We start from the raw sequence: 16,994 nt of genomic DNA on the forward strand, positions 1-16,994 counted from the left end.
CGCGGCGGCGACCAATGGCCACGCTGCTCATAGCATGGAGGCGCGTCTACAGGCTGTAGCAGCTACAGGGTCAAGCGTAATGTCTTGCGATAGGCATGATCTGCCCAAACCCCGACCCGATGCGTTCCATGCATCCTGTAAGAACATCAATCTACCGAACGATCCCGGTTCCAGGCCCCTAGATGAAGTAGGGTTATCGCTGGCGAAGCTAGGACTTGACGATATGGTATCGATCATCCGAGCCACGGCGGATGCACCGGGTATCCCGGTCGGCTCCCCGATCCTGTTCGACGCTGACATGGCGATCATCTAACACGCCTCCGCCTATCTGCTTGAACATGCCGAACTCAGTGGCCGCGCGCAGGCGTCGGAAACCGAGCGGACTTACGGCGAGCATCTTCACGTCTGGTTCGATGCGCTTGAGCAATCAGAAATCGGTTGGCGCGAGGCCGACGAGCGCGTCATCGCGGCCTATCGCAACCGGATGCTCGAAAACCCCAACGCACACGCCGGGCGTCGAAGGCCGCTTGCTCGGCGATCTGGGATCGCATCGCCCCGTGCGGTTGGCAGCGCTGCCCGAGATCATGGGGCATGCCTGATCAGGTATTCGCCGGTGGCAATAGATGCCTTGAGAGTGGGCCTACCCGAACGAATTTGCTGTTGCATCGAATTCCCTGATCGCGCCGATCTGCTCCTCGACCAGTGATTGCAGCGCCTCGAACGCCGTGTAGCAATGCTGGCATTCGGTAGTGAGGAGGCCGATAATATCCGCCAAGGCCAGCGGCTCCCGGCCGCCGAACCCATAGCAGAACCCGCCGGTTTTCTCATTCCTGTTGCGCGTGACCATGCCGGTCATGCCGATGACAAAACGCGGCGAAAACCGGTGATTATAGGCGTTGCGAAAATCCCCCGTCGCATCCCGAAACGCTTTGGCGCCAATCGCTTCGACCGCCCGCTTGAAGCGATTGTATGTCTTGCCCCAACCCCGGCCGTAAATGCCGCTCGTGTTCAGATCGATCTCGACATCGAGCGGCAGATCGTCCTGCCATGACGCAAAATCGCGGGTCATATTGGCTTGGTGGCACAGATGAGCCGCAGCAAAGGCCAAGCGCGACTTGATCGCGTAGGGCAGGTTCACTGCGTTGGTCGCCAGAATGTCTATGAATTCATGGGTGGCCGCCATCTTCGCATCGTCATCCATCCTTTCGATGACAATGGCCCAGGCTTTGAGGCGCTGCACATGGTTGGTGAGATCGTTCAGTGTATTCGCCAGCTCGGTCGAGAACTCATCCAGCATCTGCGCGTAGGGCATCCAGACCGCGTTCAATTTGTCCGGCAATTCGTACCAACGATAGGGCATGAAGCGTCCGATCAGCGGCAGTCCGGCACGGGCCTCCCGATAGGCGCGATATAGCCGGACGTCGTCTTCAACCTCGTTGCCAGTGATCGCCGAAGAGTCCGACATGGTCATCCCAGCCTGCTGAACATGCTGCGCTGACGGGGCAGGATCAGCCGATCGTCCCAGGCGATGGTTTTGGCCCGCGGCTTCTCCTTGCCCTCGTTGGAGACGATCATGAGTTCGCCTTCGTCGCGCAGCAGCCGCAACTGGCTGGACAGGATTTCGGAGGTGACGGGCGTGTCGTTGCAGTTGCCGGCGAAGAGCTGCTCAACCACGAGTCCACCCAGGTCGCCCTGATTAGCCGCATGGATCATGCGCGGCAGTTGATCGATCACGGCCGCCTCGGACCTGGCACGCGCGTCGTCATCGAACATGAACTGCATCAGATCCTGCCGCAGATCCTTCGCCGGATTGAACCCGAGGGCATGGAACCCCGCGCCACCATGATGCTGGAAGTGGTTATTGATCCGCCAATGGAGCTTGCCCATTTCGTCCCGCGCCTGGCGGTGGCCCGAAAGGTGGAGGAGCCAATAAGACCGATGGCTCTCCACAGAGTGGATGAAGAAGGGCGTATAGAACAGAGCGCCCGTGCGGGACTGGACATGGCGGTAGAGCCCGTTCTGGATCAGAAATCGCCAGCCGTCCCCATTCTTGAGTTCGAGAAGCGCACGGACATCTTCCCGCTGAAGGTCGAGGCCGAGCAGGGCTTCCGATTCCGCGCGCTTTTCGGTCAGGAAGTCGATCAGCGCATCGACGGCGAAAGTCAGCAGGATTTCCGGGTTCTTGATCTCGTTCAGGATCGACCGGATCGTCGTGAAACGGACATCACTCCAGCCATACTGGTCGAGGAAGAACAACGAGCGCTGCGCGGTTCCCTTGGCCCGTATCCGCGCGACAATGTCCGGGCATGCCTCCTCGAAGGTCGAACACTGCAGGAAGATGTCCGTGCCGAGGCGCGAGCCATAGCCACGCTTGATCAGGAGATCGCGCAGGAAGGCGATGTGATCGGCATTCTCGTCGACGAAAACGAAATCGGCGCGAACCTCAAATCCCTTGATCCGCGCGGCATTGAGGGTCTTGTCTGCCTCCTCGACCGCGCGGAGCAACCGCAAGGGGGAGCCCTCGGCATCGCCGCCGCGGTGCCGATAGAGGCCGCCGCCGCAAAACCCGTCGACTATCGTCAGGTTCAACATCGTCTGGCTGAACGTGCGCGTCAGCCGTTCGACGTAGATGCCGAGATACTGCTCGAAGATCTCGTGCTTGGCGACGCTGTGGTCGCCGAGGATCGGCAGCGCTTCGCCAAGGCGCCAGTCGTAGTGCTTCCTCGTCACGAAGCGGCGGACTTTCGTCGCTTGGGGCCGAGATTCTCGCCCATGCTCAGGATATAGTCGGCGCCCTGCAGCCCTTTGGAATGCGGCCCCGCCCAGAGCAGATAATAGAGCGGCGCGCCTTTCGAATTGCGGATCAGCCGCGGGGTGGAAACGTGACCGAACGCGGATTTGAGCCGTGCCCGGTAGAGCTGCAGCAGACGCTCGGCATAATCCTCGCGCTTCTCGTAGCCCCCGCTGTTGAAAAGGCCGCGACTGCGTTCGCGGTACACCTCGTCAAACCATGCACGCGATCCGAAATAGGCATCCAGCGTCTTCGCCCAGGCGTCGGGGATTTCGCCCGAATTGGGCAACATCCGCTGGATCGCCATGCTCAGCGCGAAATTGACGACCACCTCGAAAATGCCCGTGTCGGCAAGTTTCTCGACGCTGGCCCATTCCAGATGCGCGCCGAAGGGATCGAGGAAAGCGACGCCGCGATGGCTCGATCGGGAGATCGGCTTGGCCGCTACCCACTCGATGCCTTCGGCAGCGCCCATGGGAAGGATATCGATTTCACGGGATCCCTCGAACTCTCGCCTGACCGCCTCCAGTTCCGCGCATCGCTTCGGATCGTTTTCGATGAAGACATAGCGCGAGAACGGATTGGCGACGTTGAGCGCGATCCGGGGCGAGCCGTCGATCAGCTCGGCCTGGTCCGCGTCCGCCTCGGTATCCAGCTCGAACAGCGGGATGACCTCGCTGGCCGGCGCGGCATCCTTGCGGATCCGCGCCTGGCCGCCGCCCGCGAAGGCATCGACATAGATCGTGCGCCAGGGCTGGTTCTTGAGAACCTTGGTGTAGAAGTCGAGATAGCGGGCGAGGGCATCCAGCTTCTCCCGGGCCCAGGGGCCGACAACCGCAATGTCCGGCATTACAGCGCCTCCAACCGCGTTTCGGGGAACTGGTTCCATTCCTGACCGTCAAGTTCCCGGCCTCCGGACTTGGGCCGCAGCCCGCCCCATTGCTTGAAGAAGAAGGCGACATTTTGCGCGAGGCACTGATCGCGCACTTCGCGGACCCATTCGAGATGAATCGGCCTGGCGCCGGGGCCGGATTCGCCGCCGGCGATGACCCAGTCGATGCCAGTCAGATCCATCTCGCCGACAGCCCCGATGAGCGGCTCGACTGAAAGGAACCGGACTCCGGCGGGGCTGTCGCGCAGATGGGTTATCCGGGGGACGCCGCTGGCGTCTTCGACCGACACGCCGCACCAGATGTGGCTGGGGCCGCGCTCTTCGCCATATCGCGCGCGCAGGTAATTGCGCATCGGCGAACTGCGCTTGGTCAGGACCTGGAACGTGTGCCAGTGCGCCGCTTCCATGGTGTCGAACACGCTGTCGATGAAATGGCGCGGCACCTTTTTGTGAAAGAGGTCGCTCATGGAATTCACGAAGATCATGCGCGGACGCTTCCAGCGCAGCGGCTGTCCCACCCGCTCTGGCCGCAACGTCAGGTCGAAGCCGTTCTCGAACGGGTGGCCGGGTACTCCCCGCCAGCGCTCCGCAAAACGGGCAGCGTAGCAATTATCGCAACCGCGTGTGATCTTCGTGCAGCCCGTAACCGGATTCCACGTTGCATCCGTCCATTCGATTGCCGTTCCGTCAGACATTGCGCAGCCTAATATGAGGCCTGCACACTAGCAATGGAACGAATGGAGAACAATCCTCGGCCATCAATTTCAATTCTCTCTTCCGATCGCTTTTTGTGCGGCTTCGCGCTCCTCGTGCTCGAACGCGTCGGCAAAATCATCCAGTTCGGCCGCGCTGATGCCAAGCCGGGCGCCTTCTTCGCGCCAGGCCGCGACCGCGGCCTCGACTTCGGCGAGAATGGCACGCGCCTGATCCGCCGCTATCCTGAAATAGGGTATCACCGAGAGGAGCGCTTCGATCGTCGCTTCCGGCCCGGTGTCTTCCGATATCCAGGTCTTGAGCTCGCGCAGGCGCTCCGGGAACGGATTGATGTCGAACGCTGGCGCCAGCCGCCATAGTCCGCGCTCGACATGCAGGAAGCCATGGTTGAGCAGATGATCGTCGACGTTGGTGATGAGGATCGAGAATGCCATCCGGCGCCACAGCTCCTCGCTGTCAGCCTGCGGTGCCGCGCCGTTCTGGCGCAACGCATCGACGATTTCCGTATAGGCATGTTCGCCATGATCGCCGGGCTCAGCCCCCAGCATTGTCGCTGCTGAAATATACATGAGCCGCCCGCCTGTCGCAGGACGGTCGAACCGCCGGATCAACGCAACGGGTGTCCCGTCGCTGTCGATGATGCGCGCGTGCGCAGCATCGATGCCAGCGCGGCGAGCCAGACGCATGGCCAGCACCTCACCCTTGGTCACCGCACGTTCGTCGCTGATGCTCGGAAACTTGCCGATAGCCAGCCGGCCATCCTCGTCGAGCACCGTGCACTTTGGGCGCAGGCCTCCGAGAGAAGTTCCACGCCCGCGCAAATAGGCAAGGTCGGCTTCGGTTTCCGTACCGCGCTCGACCGCATGGCTGGCAGCAAGCAGTTGTCCGATTTCGATCAGGGGCGGCGTCGTTCGTCGCCCGTCCTCCTGTGCCCGCTGAAAGACCCCGTCTTCATCCTGGAGCCGCAGCGCGCCGACACGGCTGACGTCATCGACCGCGAGCAGATAGTCGAGCGAATTGAGCGCCTGTCCGGCGACAGGCGCGCCGCGCCGCCTTGCCTCCTGCCGGCGCTTGGCGTGATCGCGCTGGATCACGCGTCGCCCCCATCCATCGGGCTCGGTGTCCGCTATGGCGGGATGGAAGACCGAGCCGTTGCCCTGCTTGCGATGAAACTGTGGACCCGCGACGAGTCGCAGCCCCGGCTCGATGGCGAACCTGTCCGGGCTGGTAAGCCAGGCCTCGTCATATTCGAACGAGGCGCTTTCGCGGGCGCCCTGCTGATCATAACGCAGAACGCCGACGGGACGGGCCTCGTCGCCCATGAATATACGGATGGTGCGGTTCACAGGGGTCTCGCGGTCTTGGGCGGACGCACGCGCTTCGGGATGCGCTGCTGGTCGAGCAGCAGTCCCTGCTCGTCGTGGCGCGCATCGAGCACGTCGCCGAGCACGTCGTTGAAGCCGAGCACGAAAAAGGCCATGGCATAAGTGCCGAGTGCCACCGAAGGATCGCCCTTTTCGATCTTGAGATATGTGCTCTTGGCGACGCCCAGACGCTCCGCCATCATCTGAACCGTGAGGCTGCGCTTGCGCCGGGCGAGCGCAATGTCCGCCCCTAGCTTGGCAAGGGAGCGCCTGACACGCATCGGCAGAGTTTCAGCGACAGTCGACTTCACTTCAAGGCCTCATATATACGACCATAATCATAATTTGGTAGCGTATATAAGCCCTAAAGATGAGGATGTCGATGCATCTTCTCCCTATGCCGACCTGTCGAACCTTCATTTGCGTCCGCGCTCGCGGTGTAATTTCCGATGTGGACTGAGGTTCCGCAGGGGGTGGAGCTTGATAGCTGCGCTGAGCAGTGGACGGTTCAGGCGAGGGGCGATAACCGGTGGAGGCAATCGTCGATCAGCCTGTCCAAGTTCACCAACGTAGTAGCTGCGGAACTACAATACGACCGATCAGGCCGCCCACCAACACCGGAAGCGCGTGCCAGATGCCGAGGTGGTAGATGGTTTCCGCCGGGCAGGACAGCCCATAGACGGCGGTTCCCAGCGCGGTCGCGGCGACCCCGAGGTGTATCCCAGCGGTTCGCGGTGAAACCGGCGCCCCGCGCCTGAGCCACAGCAGGAGTGCGCCTGCCACGACAAGCGAGGATAGCAGCGCTTCGGCCAGGCAGTGCCAGCCCGCGGCGACGTCGAGCAGATGGGGCAGGTCCGCACGGTGGGCCGCGAGCAGCGCCAGGGTAACCGCGGGAAAGACGGCCGCCATGGCCAGGGCCCAGCCGGTACCGTCATGCCGGTTGCCCACGCGCGGGCTTGCCATGGCGATCGTGCTCGCGCTGGCCGCCACACCCAACAGCAGAAGAAGGCCGTTCGCCAGCAGGAACATCGGCGAGACGGCGCCAGCCAGCACATTGCCGGCAATCCCGTTGATGGCCAGAACCAACAGCCCGGTCAGCACTGTGGCCGCCAGAACCAGCGCGCCGCCTTCGGCGCGGCGCAGCGGACGCACGGGAACGAGCTCGTCCACCAGCGCATCGATGAGACTGTTGCTGTCGTGCTTCATGTCAGTCCGCTTTCTCGATCAGCGCGGCCAGCCTCTTGAGGCCGCGATGGATATTCACCTTTACCGAGGGCTCGCTCTGCCCGCAGCGGGCGGCGGCCTCGCTGATCGAATGGCCTTCGATCTTCACCAGCTCGATAGCCCGCGCCTGTGCGCGTGGCAGGCTGTCGAACAGCCGATCGAGGCTGGTCCGCGCCATGACGGCATCGGCGTCGCCTTCATGCGCGGCGTCGGACTCGCCCAGTTCGACTTCCGCTCGCCGGTAGCTGCGGCGCAGGTGATCCACCCAGCGATAGCGTGCGATCGCGGCAAGCCAGGGCAGAAAGGGCCGGCCCGGATCATATCTGGCGCGCTTGGCGTGGAGCGAGACCAGCACTTCCTGCACGAGATCGTCGAGGTGGGCGGGCGGCACCTTGCGCGCAAGGTAGCGCAGCAGCCAGCGCCGCGCCTCGGCGAGCAGCACCGCATAGGCCTGCCGGTCGCCGGCCTGCGCGGCGGCCATCAGGCGGGAAAGGGTCTGCTCGTCGGCCATCATGCGGATTTGCTCGCTCGAGGGATCATCCTGCCAGCTGCCGCATCAAGCGAAAAGAGCCCGCCGCCCCGCGCGATCAGGACAAGGCACAGCGCCACCCAGATGCTGTGGACACTCCACCAGGCTTCGGGAAACACGAAGATCTGGATCACCATCGTCATGCCCAGCAGCGCCAGCGCCGAAAGCCGCGTCGCCAGCCCCAGGACCAGCAATATCGGGAACAGGTGCTCAGACCATGCCGCCAGCGGCGCTGCCAGTTCGGGCGGCAACGGTACGCCCTTATAGTCCTCGGCGAAGAGGAAACGCGTGGCGTCGCTGATCTCCAGCCAGGTTCCTTCGACCACCTTGCTGCGGCCCGATCGCCAGAAGATGCCGGCAAGCGCGATGCGCGTGGCGAGCAGAGCGACAGCTCCCGGGATGCGGCCGGAAAGCAGGCGAACGATCCGGTCGTGCCAGTCGATCAGACGGCGCATGGCGTTACCCTCCCGAAGGATCAGCGGTTGATCGGCGTCAGCGAGCCTGGCCCCTTCGGCGTTTGGGTGCGGACGCAGCTGCCCTTGGGCACCAACTTCCAGGCGTTGCCCTGGTAATCGCGGGTTGCGGTGCCGGCGCAGCTTGTGCCCGGTCCGGCGGCGCATTCGTTCTTCCCGGCCTTGGCCACGCCATAGCATTTTTCCATTTCGGGCTTGGCGGCATCGGCAGGAGTGGCGGCAAGGCTGGCGGCGATGCCCGCCGACAGGGCGATACCGGCGATTGCCAGCGATGCGTTTCTGTTCATCGTGAACGTCCTTTCGTCATGGCGTTGCGCCACGGCCTGGCCATGGCTGCCCTGTGGTTCGCGAAAATCGGGGCAATGGTTACACGTCCATGAATTTTCGGGCGATGTAACCTCGCACGGCGTTCCGGCGAACCCTGTCATGCCCAGCGGGCAAGACCATTCGCTTGAAAGGACATTCCATGACGATCACCCGCAAGACCGCCAGCATCGCTTCGGCCGCCGCCGCGCTCGCGCTTTCGGCCGCCAGCGCCTTTGCGGCCGAGCCGCCCGCCGGCAGCACCGGCCGCGCCATCGGCAAGGACGATGCCGTCCATTGTTATGGCGTCAACAGTTGCAAGGGCAGCGCTGACTGCAAGACCACCACGCACGAATGCAAGGGCATGAACAGCTGCAAGGGGCAGGGCTTCAAGGCTATGGCGGCGGGGCAGTGCCTGACGCGCGGCGGCACCATCGGCGACCTCGGCTAAGCAGAGCGGGCCGGTTCCAGCTGGAGCCGGCCCGCTGCCACGGAGTATCGCATGAGCGGGATCCCTTCCTTTCACGGCTTCGGGCTCGGCCTTCGCCGTCCCCATTATTCCGCCTTCATGGCAGGCGATGTGCCGGTCGATTTCATCGAGATCATCTCGGAAAACTACATGGTCGACGGCGGCCGCCCGCTCGCGGTGCTTGATGCCGTGCGTGAGCGCTATCCGGTAGCGATGCATGGGGTTTCGCTGTCCGTAGGTTCGGCGCAGGGGGTAGATTGGGACTACCTTGCCCGGTTGAAGGCGCTGGCAGAGCGGATCGAGCCGCTATGGATGTCCGACCACCTGTGCTGGACGCGCACCAGCGCCCACAACAGCCACGACTTGCTGCCGCTTCCCTATACGGCGGAAGCACTCGACGTGGTCTGCGCCAACCTCGCTCGCGCGCAGGATGCACTGGGGCGGGAACTGTTGCTGGAGAACCCCTCCAGCTATTGCAGCTTTCCCGATGACGAGATGGCCGAATGGGAGTTCCTCTCCGAAGTCTGCCGCCGCACCGGCTGCCATCTGCTGCTCGACGTGAACAACGTCTATGTCAGCGCGCGAAACCACGGCTTTGCCGCGGATGACTTTCTCGCCGGCATACCGATGGAGCGCGTGCGCCAGATCCATCTTGCCGGCCACACGCCGGGCGCCATCCTGATCGACACGCATGATCGGGAAGTCTGCGACGATGTCTGGGCGCTCTATGCCGAGGCCATCGCCATGACGGGGCCGGTCGCCACCATGATCGAGCGGGACGATGCGATCCCGCCGCTTCCCGTACTGCTGGCGGAACTGGACGTCGCGCGGGACATCGCCGCCCAGACGGAAAGGCGGGCGGCATGAGCCTCGCCGCGCTCCAGCAGGAGTTCATGGGCCATGTGCTCGACGAGGAGCGCCCGCTGCCGCGGCATTGGGATGCGCGCATGGGCGAGGGGCTTGCGATCTATCGCAACGCCTATCGCACCCGGCTGATCGATGCCCTGCGCGAAACCTCCCCAAAGACGGCGCTATGGGTTGGCGACGAGGCCTTCGCGCAGGCCGCCGCGCACCGCCTGATCCTCCATCCGCCGCAGGGCTGGACCTTGGACCTGATCGGCGAGGGCTTCGTCGAAACGCTGGAGGAACTGTTCGCCGCCGATCCCGACGTGGCCGATCTCGCCTGGCTTGAATGGGCGATGCATCTGGCCTTCACCGCGCCCGATTGCCCGCCGATGGACGCGGCCGGCTTTGCCGAAGCGACGAGCGATTTCGGCGAGGAGGATTGGGCGACGATGCGGCTCGCCTTCATGCCCTCGCTCCATGTGCGAGCGGTGTCGCGCGACTGCGGCGCCCTGTGGCGGGCGCTGGAGCGTGAGGAACCGCCGGCCAATGCTCCTCTGCCAGAATCTCCGATGCATTGCATCGTCTGGCGCGAGGGGCTGGAACCCGTGTTTGCCCAAGTTCCGGCGCGCGACGGCAACCACCTCGCCGCGATGCGGGCCGGTTCCTCGTTCGGAGAGATCTGCGCCGCGTTGGCGGAGGAACTGCCGGCCGATCAGGCGGCCGCCGAAGCCGGAGCCATGCTCGGTGACTGGATCGGGAGAGGCATCGTGCAGGGCGTCTCGTCCGGCTTGCCGGTAGCCGGATAATCCGCGTGTCAGAATTCCAAGGCCAATTCCACCCTGTCCCCTTCGCCGATCTCTTCGGCGCACCGGATCGAGGCCTTCACGGGCAGCAGCCAGCCGCCCTCCTTCTGCGGGAAGACGGATGTGCTCCAACGGCTTTCGCCGATCCGGGCGAATACCCTCATCGAACCGAAGCCGCGCACGGTCCCGGTTTCGAGCCGCCGCATCAGCCTGGTCGCCGAAAGCATCTCGCCCGCTTCGCCGTCGATAGTGATAAAGAACCAGTTTCCGCCGCTACTGCCCGACCAGCGCCACAGCGGCGCGGTATGTCGTATCGTTTCCATTCGCATTCCATGCCCGCCTGCGATGAGGAAGGGCAAGGGTCAAGCTCGACGCAGCTCGATCATCCTGACATAATGCTGTCAGGAGCCTTGCGCTAATCCAGGGATGCCCAATCCGACAAAAGGACAACGCCAATGTACACGCTCCACATGAATCCCTGGTCGTTCTATGCGCGCCGCGTGATCGCGCTGCTGGCCCAGTGTGATCTGCCCCACGATCTGCGCGAGGTGAACATGATGGCGGGCGAGCATCGCAGTGACGCCTTCCTCGCGCTCAACCCCAACGGGCAGGTGCCCGTGCTGGTCGACGGCGACCTGGCGCTGGCTGAAAGCAACGCGATCCTGCGTTACCTGTGCAACAGGCATGGCCTCGACGACTGGTATCCCGGCGACCCGTGGGCACGCGCCGAGGTAGACCGCTGGCTGGACTGGACGCAATGCAGGCTTGCGCCCGCGACCCGCGACATCGTGTTCAACACCGTGTTTCTGAGGGAACAAGGAAACAAAGCGGAGGTTGCGAAAGGGCACGAAACGCTCGCCGGCCTAGCGCCCATCCTTGAGGAGCGGCTGAGCAAGTCCGCTCATGTCGCCGGCCCAACGCCCACCATCGCCGATCTCGCGGTCTTCTCCTGTCTGTCGCAATTGGTGCTTGCGCAGGCACGCCCAGCGACGCCCTCGATTTCCGCATGGTATGATGGCATGGGGGCGATGAAGGGCGTGGCCGTTGCTGAAGGACTGATGGCGCACGCCATGGCGACCTGACGGGAGACGCAATGCGCCGGGCCGACCGCCTGTTCCAGATCATCCAGATCCTGCGCGGCGCCCGGCGGCCCCTGACCGCGCGGGAACTGGCCGACGAGCTGGAGCGCGATCCGCGCACCATCTACCGCGACATGGCCGACCTTGTCGCCAGCGGCGTGCCGGTGCGCGGCGAGGCCGGGGTCGGCTATGTCCTGGAGGCGGGCTACGATCTTCCCCCGCTGATGCTGACAGCGGACGAACTGGAAGCCGCGCTGCTCGGCGCGCAATGGGTGATGGAGCGGGGGGACCCGGCGCTCGTCCGTGGCGCTCGCGACCTTCTTGCCAAGCTCGATGCGGTCCTGCCCGGCGACATGCGGCATCTGACCGACAGTTCCGGGCTGCTCGCGGCGGGCTGCGTGCGGGATATGGTGCCCGACACCATCGACATGCAGGCCCTGCGCCGTGCGATCCCCGAACGGCGCAAGCTCGCCATCGTCTATGGCGACGAACAGGGCCGGACGAGCGAACGGATCGTCTGGCCGATCCATATCGGCTATTTCGAGCGGGTACGCCTCATCGTCGGCTGGTGCGAACTGCGCGGTGCGTTCCGCAACTTTCGATCCGACCGGATCATCGAGGGGAACCTCCTTTCCGAGCGCTTCGCGCCGTCGCTTCGCCAACTTCGGCGCGCGTGGCGCGAGCAGGAGTCTTGTCCAATCATACCTGCTCCTCGTTAGCGTCGATCGACCACTTCAGCGCATAAACGCGCGGCACCAGATGAGTGCGGGCAGCGTAGCCGCCGACTCAACCCAAGGCCGCGAGAAGGTCAATGATGGGCCGGAGGCGCCACATGCTCTGCACGCAGTTGGCCGGTCCCGAATCGCCGAATGCCAATGCCGCATCGTGCAAATCGATCCAGGTCGTCAAACCCTTGCGGCGCAGCAGGTCACCATGGGGGTGATCGGCAGGAAAGGGTGCAGGAACCCGTTTGAGTCCCGGCTCCGAAATCCGAACCGCTTCTGCGGTCAGGTCAGCCACAAGGCTTTCGATGGACTTTCCGTCTTCGCCGACGCCACTCGTCCAGTCGCCTGGGCGTAGGCCTGAGGTGAGCACGGCCGTTGCACGATGGGGAATGTGGTGCCGAAGGGGAGATCTCGGCGTGTGGCGGCTGCCCGCTTCGCGGGCACCGGGCTAACGGGCTGCGCCTCGAGCCCCGCTGTCGCGGGTCTCGCTCCCTGGCGGGACTTATATTCCTGCCGCGGGAAGGCTCGTGTGTCGGTTGTGGGACCGGATGGCGGTGCTGTGCGGCGACCGGTTCAGGCGCGGGAGCGGCGGGAGCTGGACGACTTCGCAGAGGAGAGCAACGCGGTGCGGCGACCGGTTCAGGCGCGGGAGCGGCGGGAGGAGGGGCGGTGCTCGCATGCGGTCGCGCTCGCTTCAAGGTCGGCAGCGAGCTGGTTGAGGGCGCGCGCAGCGCCCAGCCGCATCATGCCATCGCCTTGCGCCCCGGAGCAGCCGCGCGCGGCACGCTTGCGCGCGAGTTCGGCCACGGTGCGGAGCGTCGTCGAGTCCATGCCCGCATCATAGCCATGACGATGTTCGGACGCCAGCCAATCGCGGCCCGCGCGGGCGGGCGATGGGGAGTGGCGCAGGCGGAAAGGGGAGCGCGCCAGTCGATGCTCGGTGCGGGCCGCGACGGCGGGACACCAGAGAAGAGGAGGTTCGAAGAGGGTGTCGCGAAGAAATGGTTCGAGAGCGACATCGTCTAGGAGTGAAGATCATGAACATTGGTGAAATCCGCAACGTCAACGGCCGCCTCACGGGCTCGATCGCCACGCGCACCATCGACCTGCCGCGCATCGGCCTGCGCAAGGTCGACAGCACGAGCGACCGCGCGCCGGTCTATGAGATCCTCGCGCTCAACGTCGCCCGGCGCTGGGTGCAGATCGGGGCGCTGTGGGAGGCCTTCTCGAAGAAGACCGGCGAAGCCTTCCTGGCGGGCTCGGTTGACGATCCGGGCCTGCCCGAGCCGCTGCCCGTCGCGCTCTTCCCCACCGAGGATGGCGGCTATACCATCGCCTGGCGGCGCGAGACCGTTCGCGCCGAGTTCGCGGGCGGGTTCGGCACCTCGCAGCGTTCGTATGACGAGCGCACGCAGGAAGGCTTTGGCGGCAGCACCGCAGGCGCCGATGGCGCGCTGATGGGCGCGGGAGCCGAGGAAGGCGAAGACCTGCCGTTCTGATCCGCAACGGCAAGCCGGGAAGGGCCGGGGGTGCGCATGCGCCTCCGGCCTTTTTCTTTTCTTCTCCCAGATTCTGAAAGGCCGTCACCGTGACCAGCACCGTCAAATCCCCCAGCGTCGGGCGCTTCGCCGACCTCAAGACCCTCTATGCCGAAATGACCGCCACCCCTGAATTCCAGGCCGCGTTCGGCGATCCGCTCGCCCTCTCCATCGTCGAGCCGGGTGAACAGCCCGGCGAATATGAGATGCCCGAGCCTTTCGCCGCACAGGCCGAATGCGGCGGCATTATTGCCACCATCTTCGACCTGTTCGCCGACACGCGGCTCGAACCGCTCGCTGCAGAAATCGCCTGGGGCTTCGTCAACAGCTTCCACTTCGTCGCCGGCAAACTCGAGCGGCGCGAAGACTCGCTGGCGATGGAAGTCGGCGATCTGGCGCGCAATCCCGACATGAGCGAGATCTACAACAACGAACTGGAGGAGAAGCAACTCCTCTGTCAGTCGACCGCCGAACAGCGGGAAGCGATCGAATGCATGCGCGACTATGCGGCCGAGATGTACCGGGTGCAGTCGGGCTGGCCCTGGTCGCCGGCGCGCGGCAGCAAGGCGTCTTCGGCGTCGAGTGCCAGCCAGATCGCCGCGCTCGATTTCCTGCGGGCGCGGGAACTCTCCGCCCGTGAGAAGCATCTGCCGCGCGGACCTGTGGTGGTCTTTTCGGGGCCTGCCCAATGGCACGACTGGGAAACGCTCTGGGCCAAGCTCGACGAGATCAAGGCGCGCATTCCGCACATGACATTGGTCACGACCGGCCAGCGCAAGGGGGCGGATGCGATCGCGGCGGCCTGGGCGGCGCGCGCGGAGAACAATGTGCCGCTGGTCGCCTATGGGCTTTACGGCAACGGCCGCAAGACTGCCTTTACCCGTAATCGCAAGCTCGCCGAGCTGCAGCCGGTCGAGGCCCTGCTGTGCGAGGGGTCGGGATTGCAGGCCAATCTCTATCAGATGCTGCGGCAGGCCAATGTCCCGATTCATGCCTTCCGCAAGGTCGATCAGGTGGCCGATACCGCCGTGCGGCGAATGCGAGCCTGATCCTTCTTTCCGCACAACCATCGACACAATCGGGCCGGACGCATCCCCCCGCGTTCCGGCCCATTTTTGTGCTGTGAGGGAAACTCGCCGACCCCACCGTTTGCATCAGCGGCGACGTGGTCAGTGGACGAGTTCCTGGCGCTGCGGGCCCTCTCTCCCGTCGCGAAAAAGGGACAACACGGGCATCGAGCCCGCGTTGTCCCTTGGGTGCGTGGGGCGAGGGTGGTGTATAATTCTCTCTACAACAAGTCCAAGTATGGCACGGGGACAGCACCGGCCTCAAGGACGACGGGGCCCCACCATTTTCTTTGGCGGAGCGAGCGTCGGCGCTTCCTCTCTCGCCTTGGTGGCCGCCAAAGAAAATCGTGCCCCCCATCGCCGCTGCGCGGTCGGGCTGCGCCCGATCCTTGACCCCGGCGCTCACAGCCCGTGCCTTTGAAAATGCCTCTTTTCATTCAATTCAAGGAGGCAGACATGACCAAGGTAACCCGCACGATCCGTGACTTTTCAGAAATCGCCGACCTCATCGCGGCCGAGACGATGACGACCAGCGACAGCTTCAGCGCGGCCTTCGAGGCAGGGCAGGATGTCAGCCGGATCGGGTTCGGCGAGGAGGAGCTGACCTCGGACATGCCCGACGCGACGGAAGCTCAGCTCGCGACAGAGATGCTGGTGCGCACGATGTTCGACGTGCTCCGCGATACCCGGATGGAAAGCATCGCCGGACGGCTCGCCTGGGGGATCGTCCACAGCTTCCACAAGGTCGCGGGCCAACTCGATGGCGAGGCCGACAAGGCGACGCTCAAGATCAAGGAGCTGATCCGCAGCGCTGACGGGAGCGAGGTGATGATGGGGGAACTCGAAGAAGCCCAGCTCCTCTGCCAGTCGCTCGACGAAGCGCGCGAGGCGGTTGCCTGCATGCGCGACCATGCGGCCCAGACCTACCTTGCCGAAACCGGGCGGCCCTGGTCTTCCCCTCGCGGATCGCTGGTCTCCTCCAAGCGCACGGCCTCGGTGATCGCGGCGCAGGACTTCCTCGCAGCGCGCAGGCAACGCCGGGCGGAAGCGCACAGCCCGCAAGGCCCGGTGGTAATCTTTTCGGGCGGACAGGTCTGGGAAGATCATGCGCTGCTGACCGAACGGCTGGATGCGGTGAAGGCGCGGATCCCGGCGATGGTGCTGGCAACGACCGCGCAGGACAAGGGGTGCGACGCGATCGCGGCGGCCTGGGCGGCACGGAGCGGTACCATGCTCATCGCCTTCATGCTCGACCGGCGCCTGGGCAAGCGGGCTGGGTTCGCGCGCAACGAACAGCTCCTCGCGCTGCGTCCGGTCGAGGCGATCGTTTGCGAAGGTTCGGGGCTTCAGTCTCATCTTGCCCGTGAGGTGAGGGCGAAGGGTGTGCCGGCGCATTTCTTCGCCCTGAAGGATCAGCACGGGGGACAAGCGGCGGCGTGAGCAGGTGAGGCGAGGGGGACCGGTCGGGCTTCGGCTCGGCCGGTCCTCCTTTTTTGCTGGCGTAGAGGTCGCCCCCGCTCGGGAGCCCGGACCTTCGGCCCGGGTCCGTCGCGGCGGCGATGCGCAGCCGCAAGAGCGGCTCCGGCCTCCTGCGCGTGGCTACGCCATGCTCGTCGCAGGGACCCGCTTCGCGGGCGGTTTTGGATTGTCGCTACTCTCGGGCAGGGGTTTGAGCGCGGCAACCGCGGCACCGCCTCCCACTCGGATCGCGGCCGCCAGAACATCGCGAAATTCGCGCTCGGTGAGGGTCTCCACCGCTAGCTCGGGCACGATCGCGGCATATTTGCCGCGCAGCGCGCGGCGGGTCTTTTCCACCTCTTCGACCATCTTGCGCTGGCGCGCTTCGAGGTCGGCGAGGCGTTCTCTGTCGGTCATCTTGGGCATGTCCATCTTCCTGGTCGATGGTCTGCCCGCCGCCCCCAATATCGGGGAACAGGAAGTCGTTCGCAATCCCCGGATCGGGGCGCAAATCGAGGAGGCACCATGACGTCATCGCGCACAATTTTGCCGCGCTGGAATGAGCTCACCTGCGTGCCGCCGGCGGGAAGAACAGAGCCTTCCCCGTGCCGGGAAAGGGCCGCGCCCCTTCCGGTGCGAGGCGACGCAGCGATGAAGTCGCTGCGCAAGAAAGGACGCACGGCCGTGGCCGTATTGTAATGCACCGTACGCACGGGTGC

The 16,994-nt window shown here is 64.6% G+C and carries 22 protein-coding genes; 9 read left to right on the forward strand and 13 right to left on the reverse strand.

Translation table 11 applies throughout. The annotated features are described in order from the left end of the window. Positions 1-640: 640 nt before the first annotated feature. The 10 genes from AX724_RS08885 to AX724_RS08930 all read right to left on the reverse strand — a co-directional run bounded on the left by AX724_RS08885 (position 641) and on the right by AX724_RS08930 (position 8,274). Entirely contained in the window at positions 641-1,471 is an 831-nt protein-coding gene (locus tag AX724_RS08885; RefSeq protein ID WP_066765495.1) for a hypothetical protein, read from the reverse strand. After that, on the reverse strand, positions 1,468-2,730 hold the full coding sequence (locus AX724_RS08890) for a three-Cys-motif partner protein TcmP (RefSeq protein WP_066765497.1): 1,263 nt from the start codon (positions 2,728-2,730) through the stop codon (positions 1,468-1,470). The genes AX724_RS08885 and AX724_RS08890 overlap by 4 nt, the downstream gene beginning before the upstream one ends. Continuing rightward, complete coding sequence (locus tag AX724_RS08895) at positions 2,727-3,641, reverse strand: three-Cys-motif partner protein TcmP (RefSeq protein WP_066765499.1); 915 nt, start codon at positions 3,639-3,641, stop codon at positions 2,727-2,729. The genes AX724_RS08890 and AX724_RS08895 overlap by 4 nt, the downstream gene beginning before the upstream one ends. Further along, complete coding sequence (locus tag AX724_RS08900; protein ID WP_066765501.1) at positions 3,641-4,378, reverse strand: DUF5131 family protein; 738 nt, start codon at positions 4,376-4,378, stop codon at positions 3,641-3,643. Before AX724_RS08900 ends, AX724_RS08895 begins: the two co-directional genes overlap by 1 nt. A gap of 69 nt (positions 4,379-4,447) precedes the next feature. Further along, positions 4,448-5,743 carry a type II toxin-antitoxin system HipA family toxin gene (locus AX724_RS08905; RefSeq protein ID WP_066765502.1) on the reverse strand — a complete coding sequence of 432 codons (1,296 nt, stop codon included), beginning with the start codon at positions 5,741-5,743 and terminating at the stop codon, positions 4,448-4,450. Continuing rightward, on the reverse strand, positions 5,740-6,072 hold the full coding sequence (locus AX724_RS08910) for a helix-turn-helix domain-containing protein (RefSeq protein WP_066765503.1): 333 nt from the start codon (positions 6,070-6,072) through the stop codon (positions 5,740-5,742). Before AX724_RS08910 ends, AX724_RS08905 begins: the two co-directional genes overlap by 4 nt. A gap of 250 nt (positions 6,073-6,322) precedes the next feature. Beyond that, the gene (locus AX724_RS08915; protein WP_066765504.1) at positions 6,323-6,967 is read right to left on the reverse strand and encodes an NrsF family protein; all 645 of its coding nucleotides are present in this window, start codon (positions 6,965-6,967) and stop codon (positions 6,323-6,325) included. Between the two features lies 1 nt (position 6,968). Further along, the gene (locus AX724_RS08920) at positions 6,969-7,499 is read right to left on the reverse strand and encodes a sigma-70 family RNA polymerase sigma factor (protein ID WP_066765506.1); all 531 of its coding nucleotides are present in this window, start codon (positions 7,497-7,499) and stop codon (positions 6,969-6,971) included. Beyond that, positions 7,496-7,969: a DoxX family protein gene (locus AX724_RS08925; protein ID WP_066765508.1), complete on the reverse strand. Its 474-nt coding sequence runs from the start codon at positions 7,967-7,969 to the stop codon at positions 7,496-7,498. Before AX724_RS08925 ends, AX724_RS08920 begins: the two co-directional genes overlap by 4 nt. Positions 7,970-7,989: 20 nt before the next feature. After that, positions 7,990-8,274 carry a BufA1 family periplasmic bufferin-type metallophore gene (locus AX724_RS08930; protein WP_066765510.1) on the reverse strand — a complete coding sequence of 95 codons (285 nt, stop codon included), beginning with the start codon at positions 8,272-8,274 and terminating at the stop codon, positions 7,990-7,992. A gap of 179 nt (positions 8,275-8,453) precedes the next feature. Between AX724_RS08930 and bufA2 the strand changes: the two genes are divergently transcribed. The 3 genes from bufA2 to AX724_RS08945 are packed head-to-tail and all read left to right on the forward strand — an operon-like array spanning position 8,454 to position 10,411. Further along, a complete protein-coding gene (bufA2, locus tag AX724_RS08935) occupies positions 8,454-8,741 on the forward strand; it encodes a BufA2 family periplasmic bufferin-type metallophore (protein ID WP_066765512.1) in 288 nt (95 codons plus the stop codon). Between the two features lie 51 nt (positions 8,742-8,792). Further along, positions 8,793-9,626: an MNIO family bufferin maturase gene (gene bufB / locus AX724_RS08940; protein WP_066765514.1), complete on the forward strand. Its 834-nt coding sequence runs from the start codon at positions 8,793-8,795 to the stop codon at positions 9,624-9,626. Continuing rightward, on the forward strand, positions 9,623-10,411 hold the full coding sequence (locus AX724_RS08945) for an HvfC/BufC N-terminal domain-containing protein (RefSeq protein WP_066765515.1): 789 nt from the start codon (positions 9,623-9,625) through the stop codon (positions 10,409-10,411). The genes bufB and AX724_RS08945 overlap by 4 nt, the downstream gene beginning before the upstream one ends. Positions 10,412-10,419: 8 nt before the next feature. Here AX724_RS08945 and AX724_RS08950 read toward each other — a convergent pair whose 3' ends face one another. Beyond that, a complete protein-coding gene (locus AX724_RS08950; protein ID WP_129402923.1) occupies positions 10,420-10,731 on the reverse strand; it encodes a DUF1905 domain-containing protein in 312 nt (103 codons plus the stop codon). Between the two features lie 132 nt (positions 10,732-10,863). On the opposite strand from AX724_RS08950, the gene AX724_RS08955 reads away from it, so the two are divergent. Next, complete coding sequence (locus AX724_RS08955; protein ID WP_066765520.1) at positions 10,864-11,490, forward strand: glutathione S-transferase family protein; 627 nt, start codon at positions 10,864-10,866, stop codon at positions 11,488-11,490. Between the two features lie 11 nt (positions 11,491-11,501). Next, entirely contained in the window at positions 11,502-12,206 is a 705-nt protein-coding gene (locus tag AX724_RS08960) for a helix-turn-helix transcriptional regulator (RefSeq protein ID WP_066765526.1), read from the forward strand. A gap of 67 nt (positions 12,207-12,273) precedes the next feature. On the opposite strand, the gene AX724_RS08965 is transcribed toward AX724_RS08960, so the two are convergent. Further along, positions 12,274-12,582 carry a DUF2461 family protein gene (locus tag AX724_RS08965; RefSeq protein ID WP_066765528.1) on the reverse strand — a complete coding sequence of 103 codons (309 nt, stop codon included), beginning with the start codon at positions 12,580-12,582 and terminating at the stop codon, positions 12,274-12,276. 299 nt (positions 12,583-12,881) lie between these two features. On the opposite strand from AX724_RS08965, the gene AX724_RS23315 reads away from it, so the two are divergent. The 4 genes from AX724_RS23315 (at position 12,882) to AX724_RS08990 (ending at position 16,257) form a co-directional block, all read left to right on the forward strand. Beyond that, positions 12,882-13,238, forward strand: a complete 357-nt coding sequence (locus tag AX724_RS23315; RefSeq protein ID WP_156448033.1) for a hypothetical protein — start codon at positions 12,882-12,884, stop codon at positions 13,236-13,238. Between the two features lie 11 nt (positions 13,239-13,249). Then, on the forward strand, positions 13,250-13,711 hold the full coding sequence (locus AX724_RS08980) for a DUF736 domain-containing protein (RefSeq protein WP_066765569.1): 462 nt from the start codon (positions 13,250-13,252) through the stop codon (positions 13,709-13,711). An 89-nt stretch (positions 13,712-13,800) separates the two neighbouring features. Further along, positions 13,801-14,799 (forward strand): DUF2493 domain-containing protein, encoded by a 999-nt coding sequence (locus AX724_RS08985; protein WP_066765531.1) that lies wholly within the window; start codon positions 13,801-13,803, stop codon positions 14,797-14,799. 474 nt (positions 14,800-15,273) lie between these two features. After that, positions 15,274-16,257: a DUF2493 domain-containing protein gene (locus AX724_RS08990; protein WP_066765532.1), complete on the forward strand. Its 984-nt coding sequence runs from the start codon at positions 15,274-15,276 to the stop codon at positions 16,255-16,257. A 159-nt stretch (positions 16,258-16,416) separates the two neighbouring features. Here the strand turns inward: AX724_RS08990 and AX724_RS08995 are convergent, their stop codons facing one another. After that, complete coding sequence (locus AX724_RS08995) at positions 16,417-16,701, reverse strand: hypothetical protein (RefSeq protein WP_066765534.1); 285 nt, start codon at positions 16,699-16,701, stop codon at positions 16,417-16,419. Positions 16,702-16,994 lie beyond the last annotated feature (293 nt).

Source organism: Sphingobium sp. CCH11-B1 (assembly GCF_001556865.1).
In the GTDB taxonomy this organism is placed as follows: domain Bacteria; phylum Pseudomonadota; class Alphaproteobacteria; order Sphingomonadales; family Sphingomonadaceae; genus Sphingobium.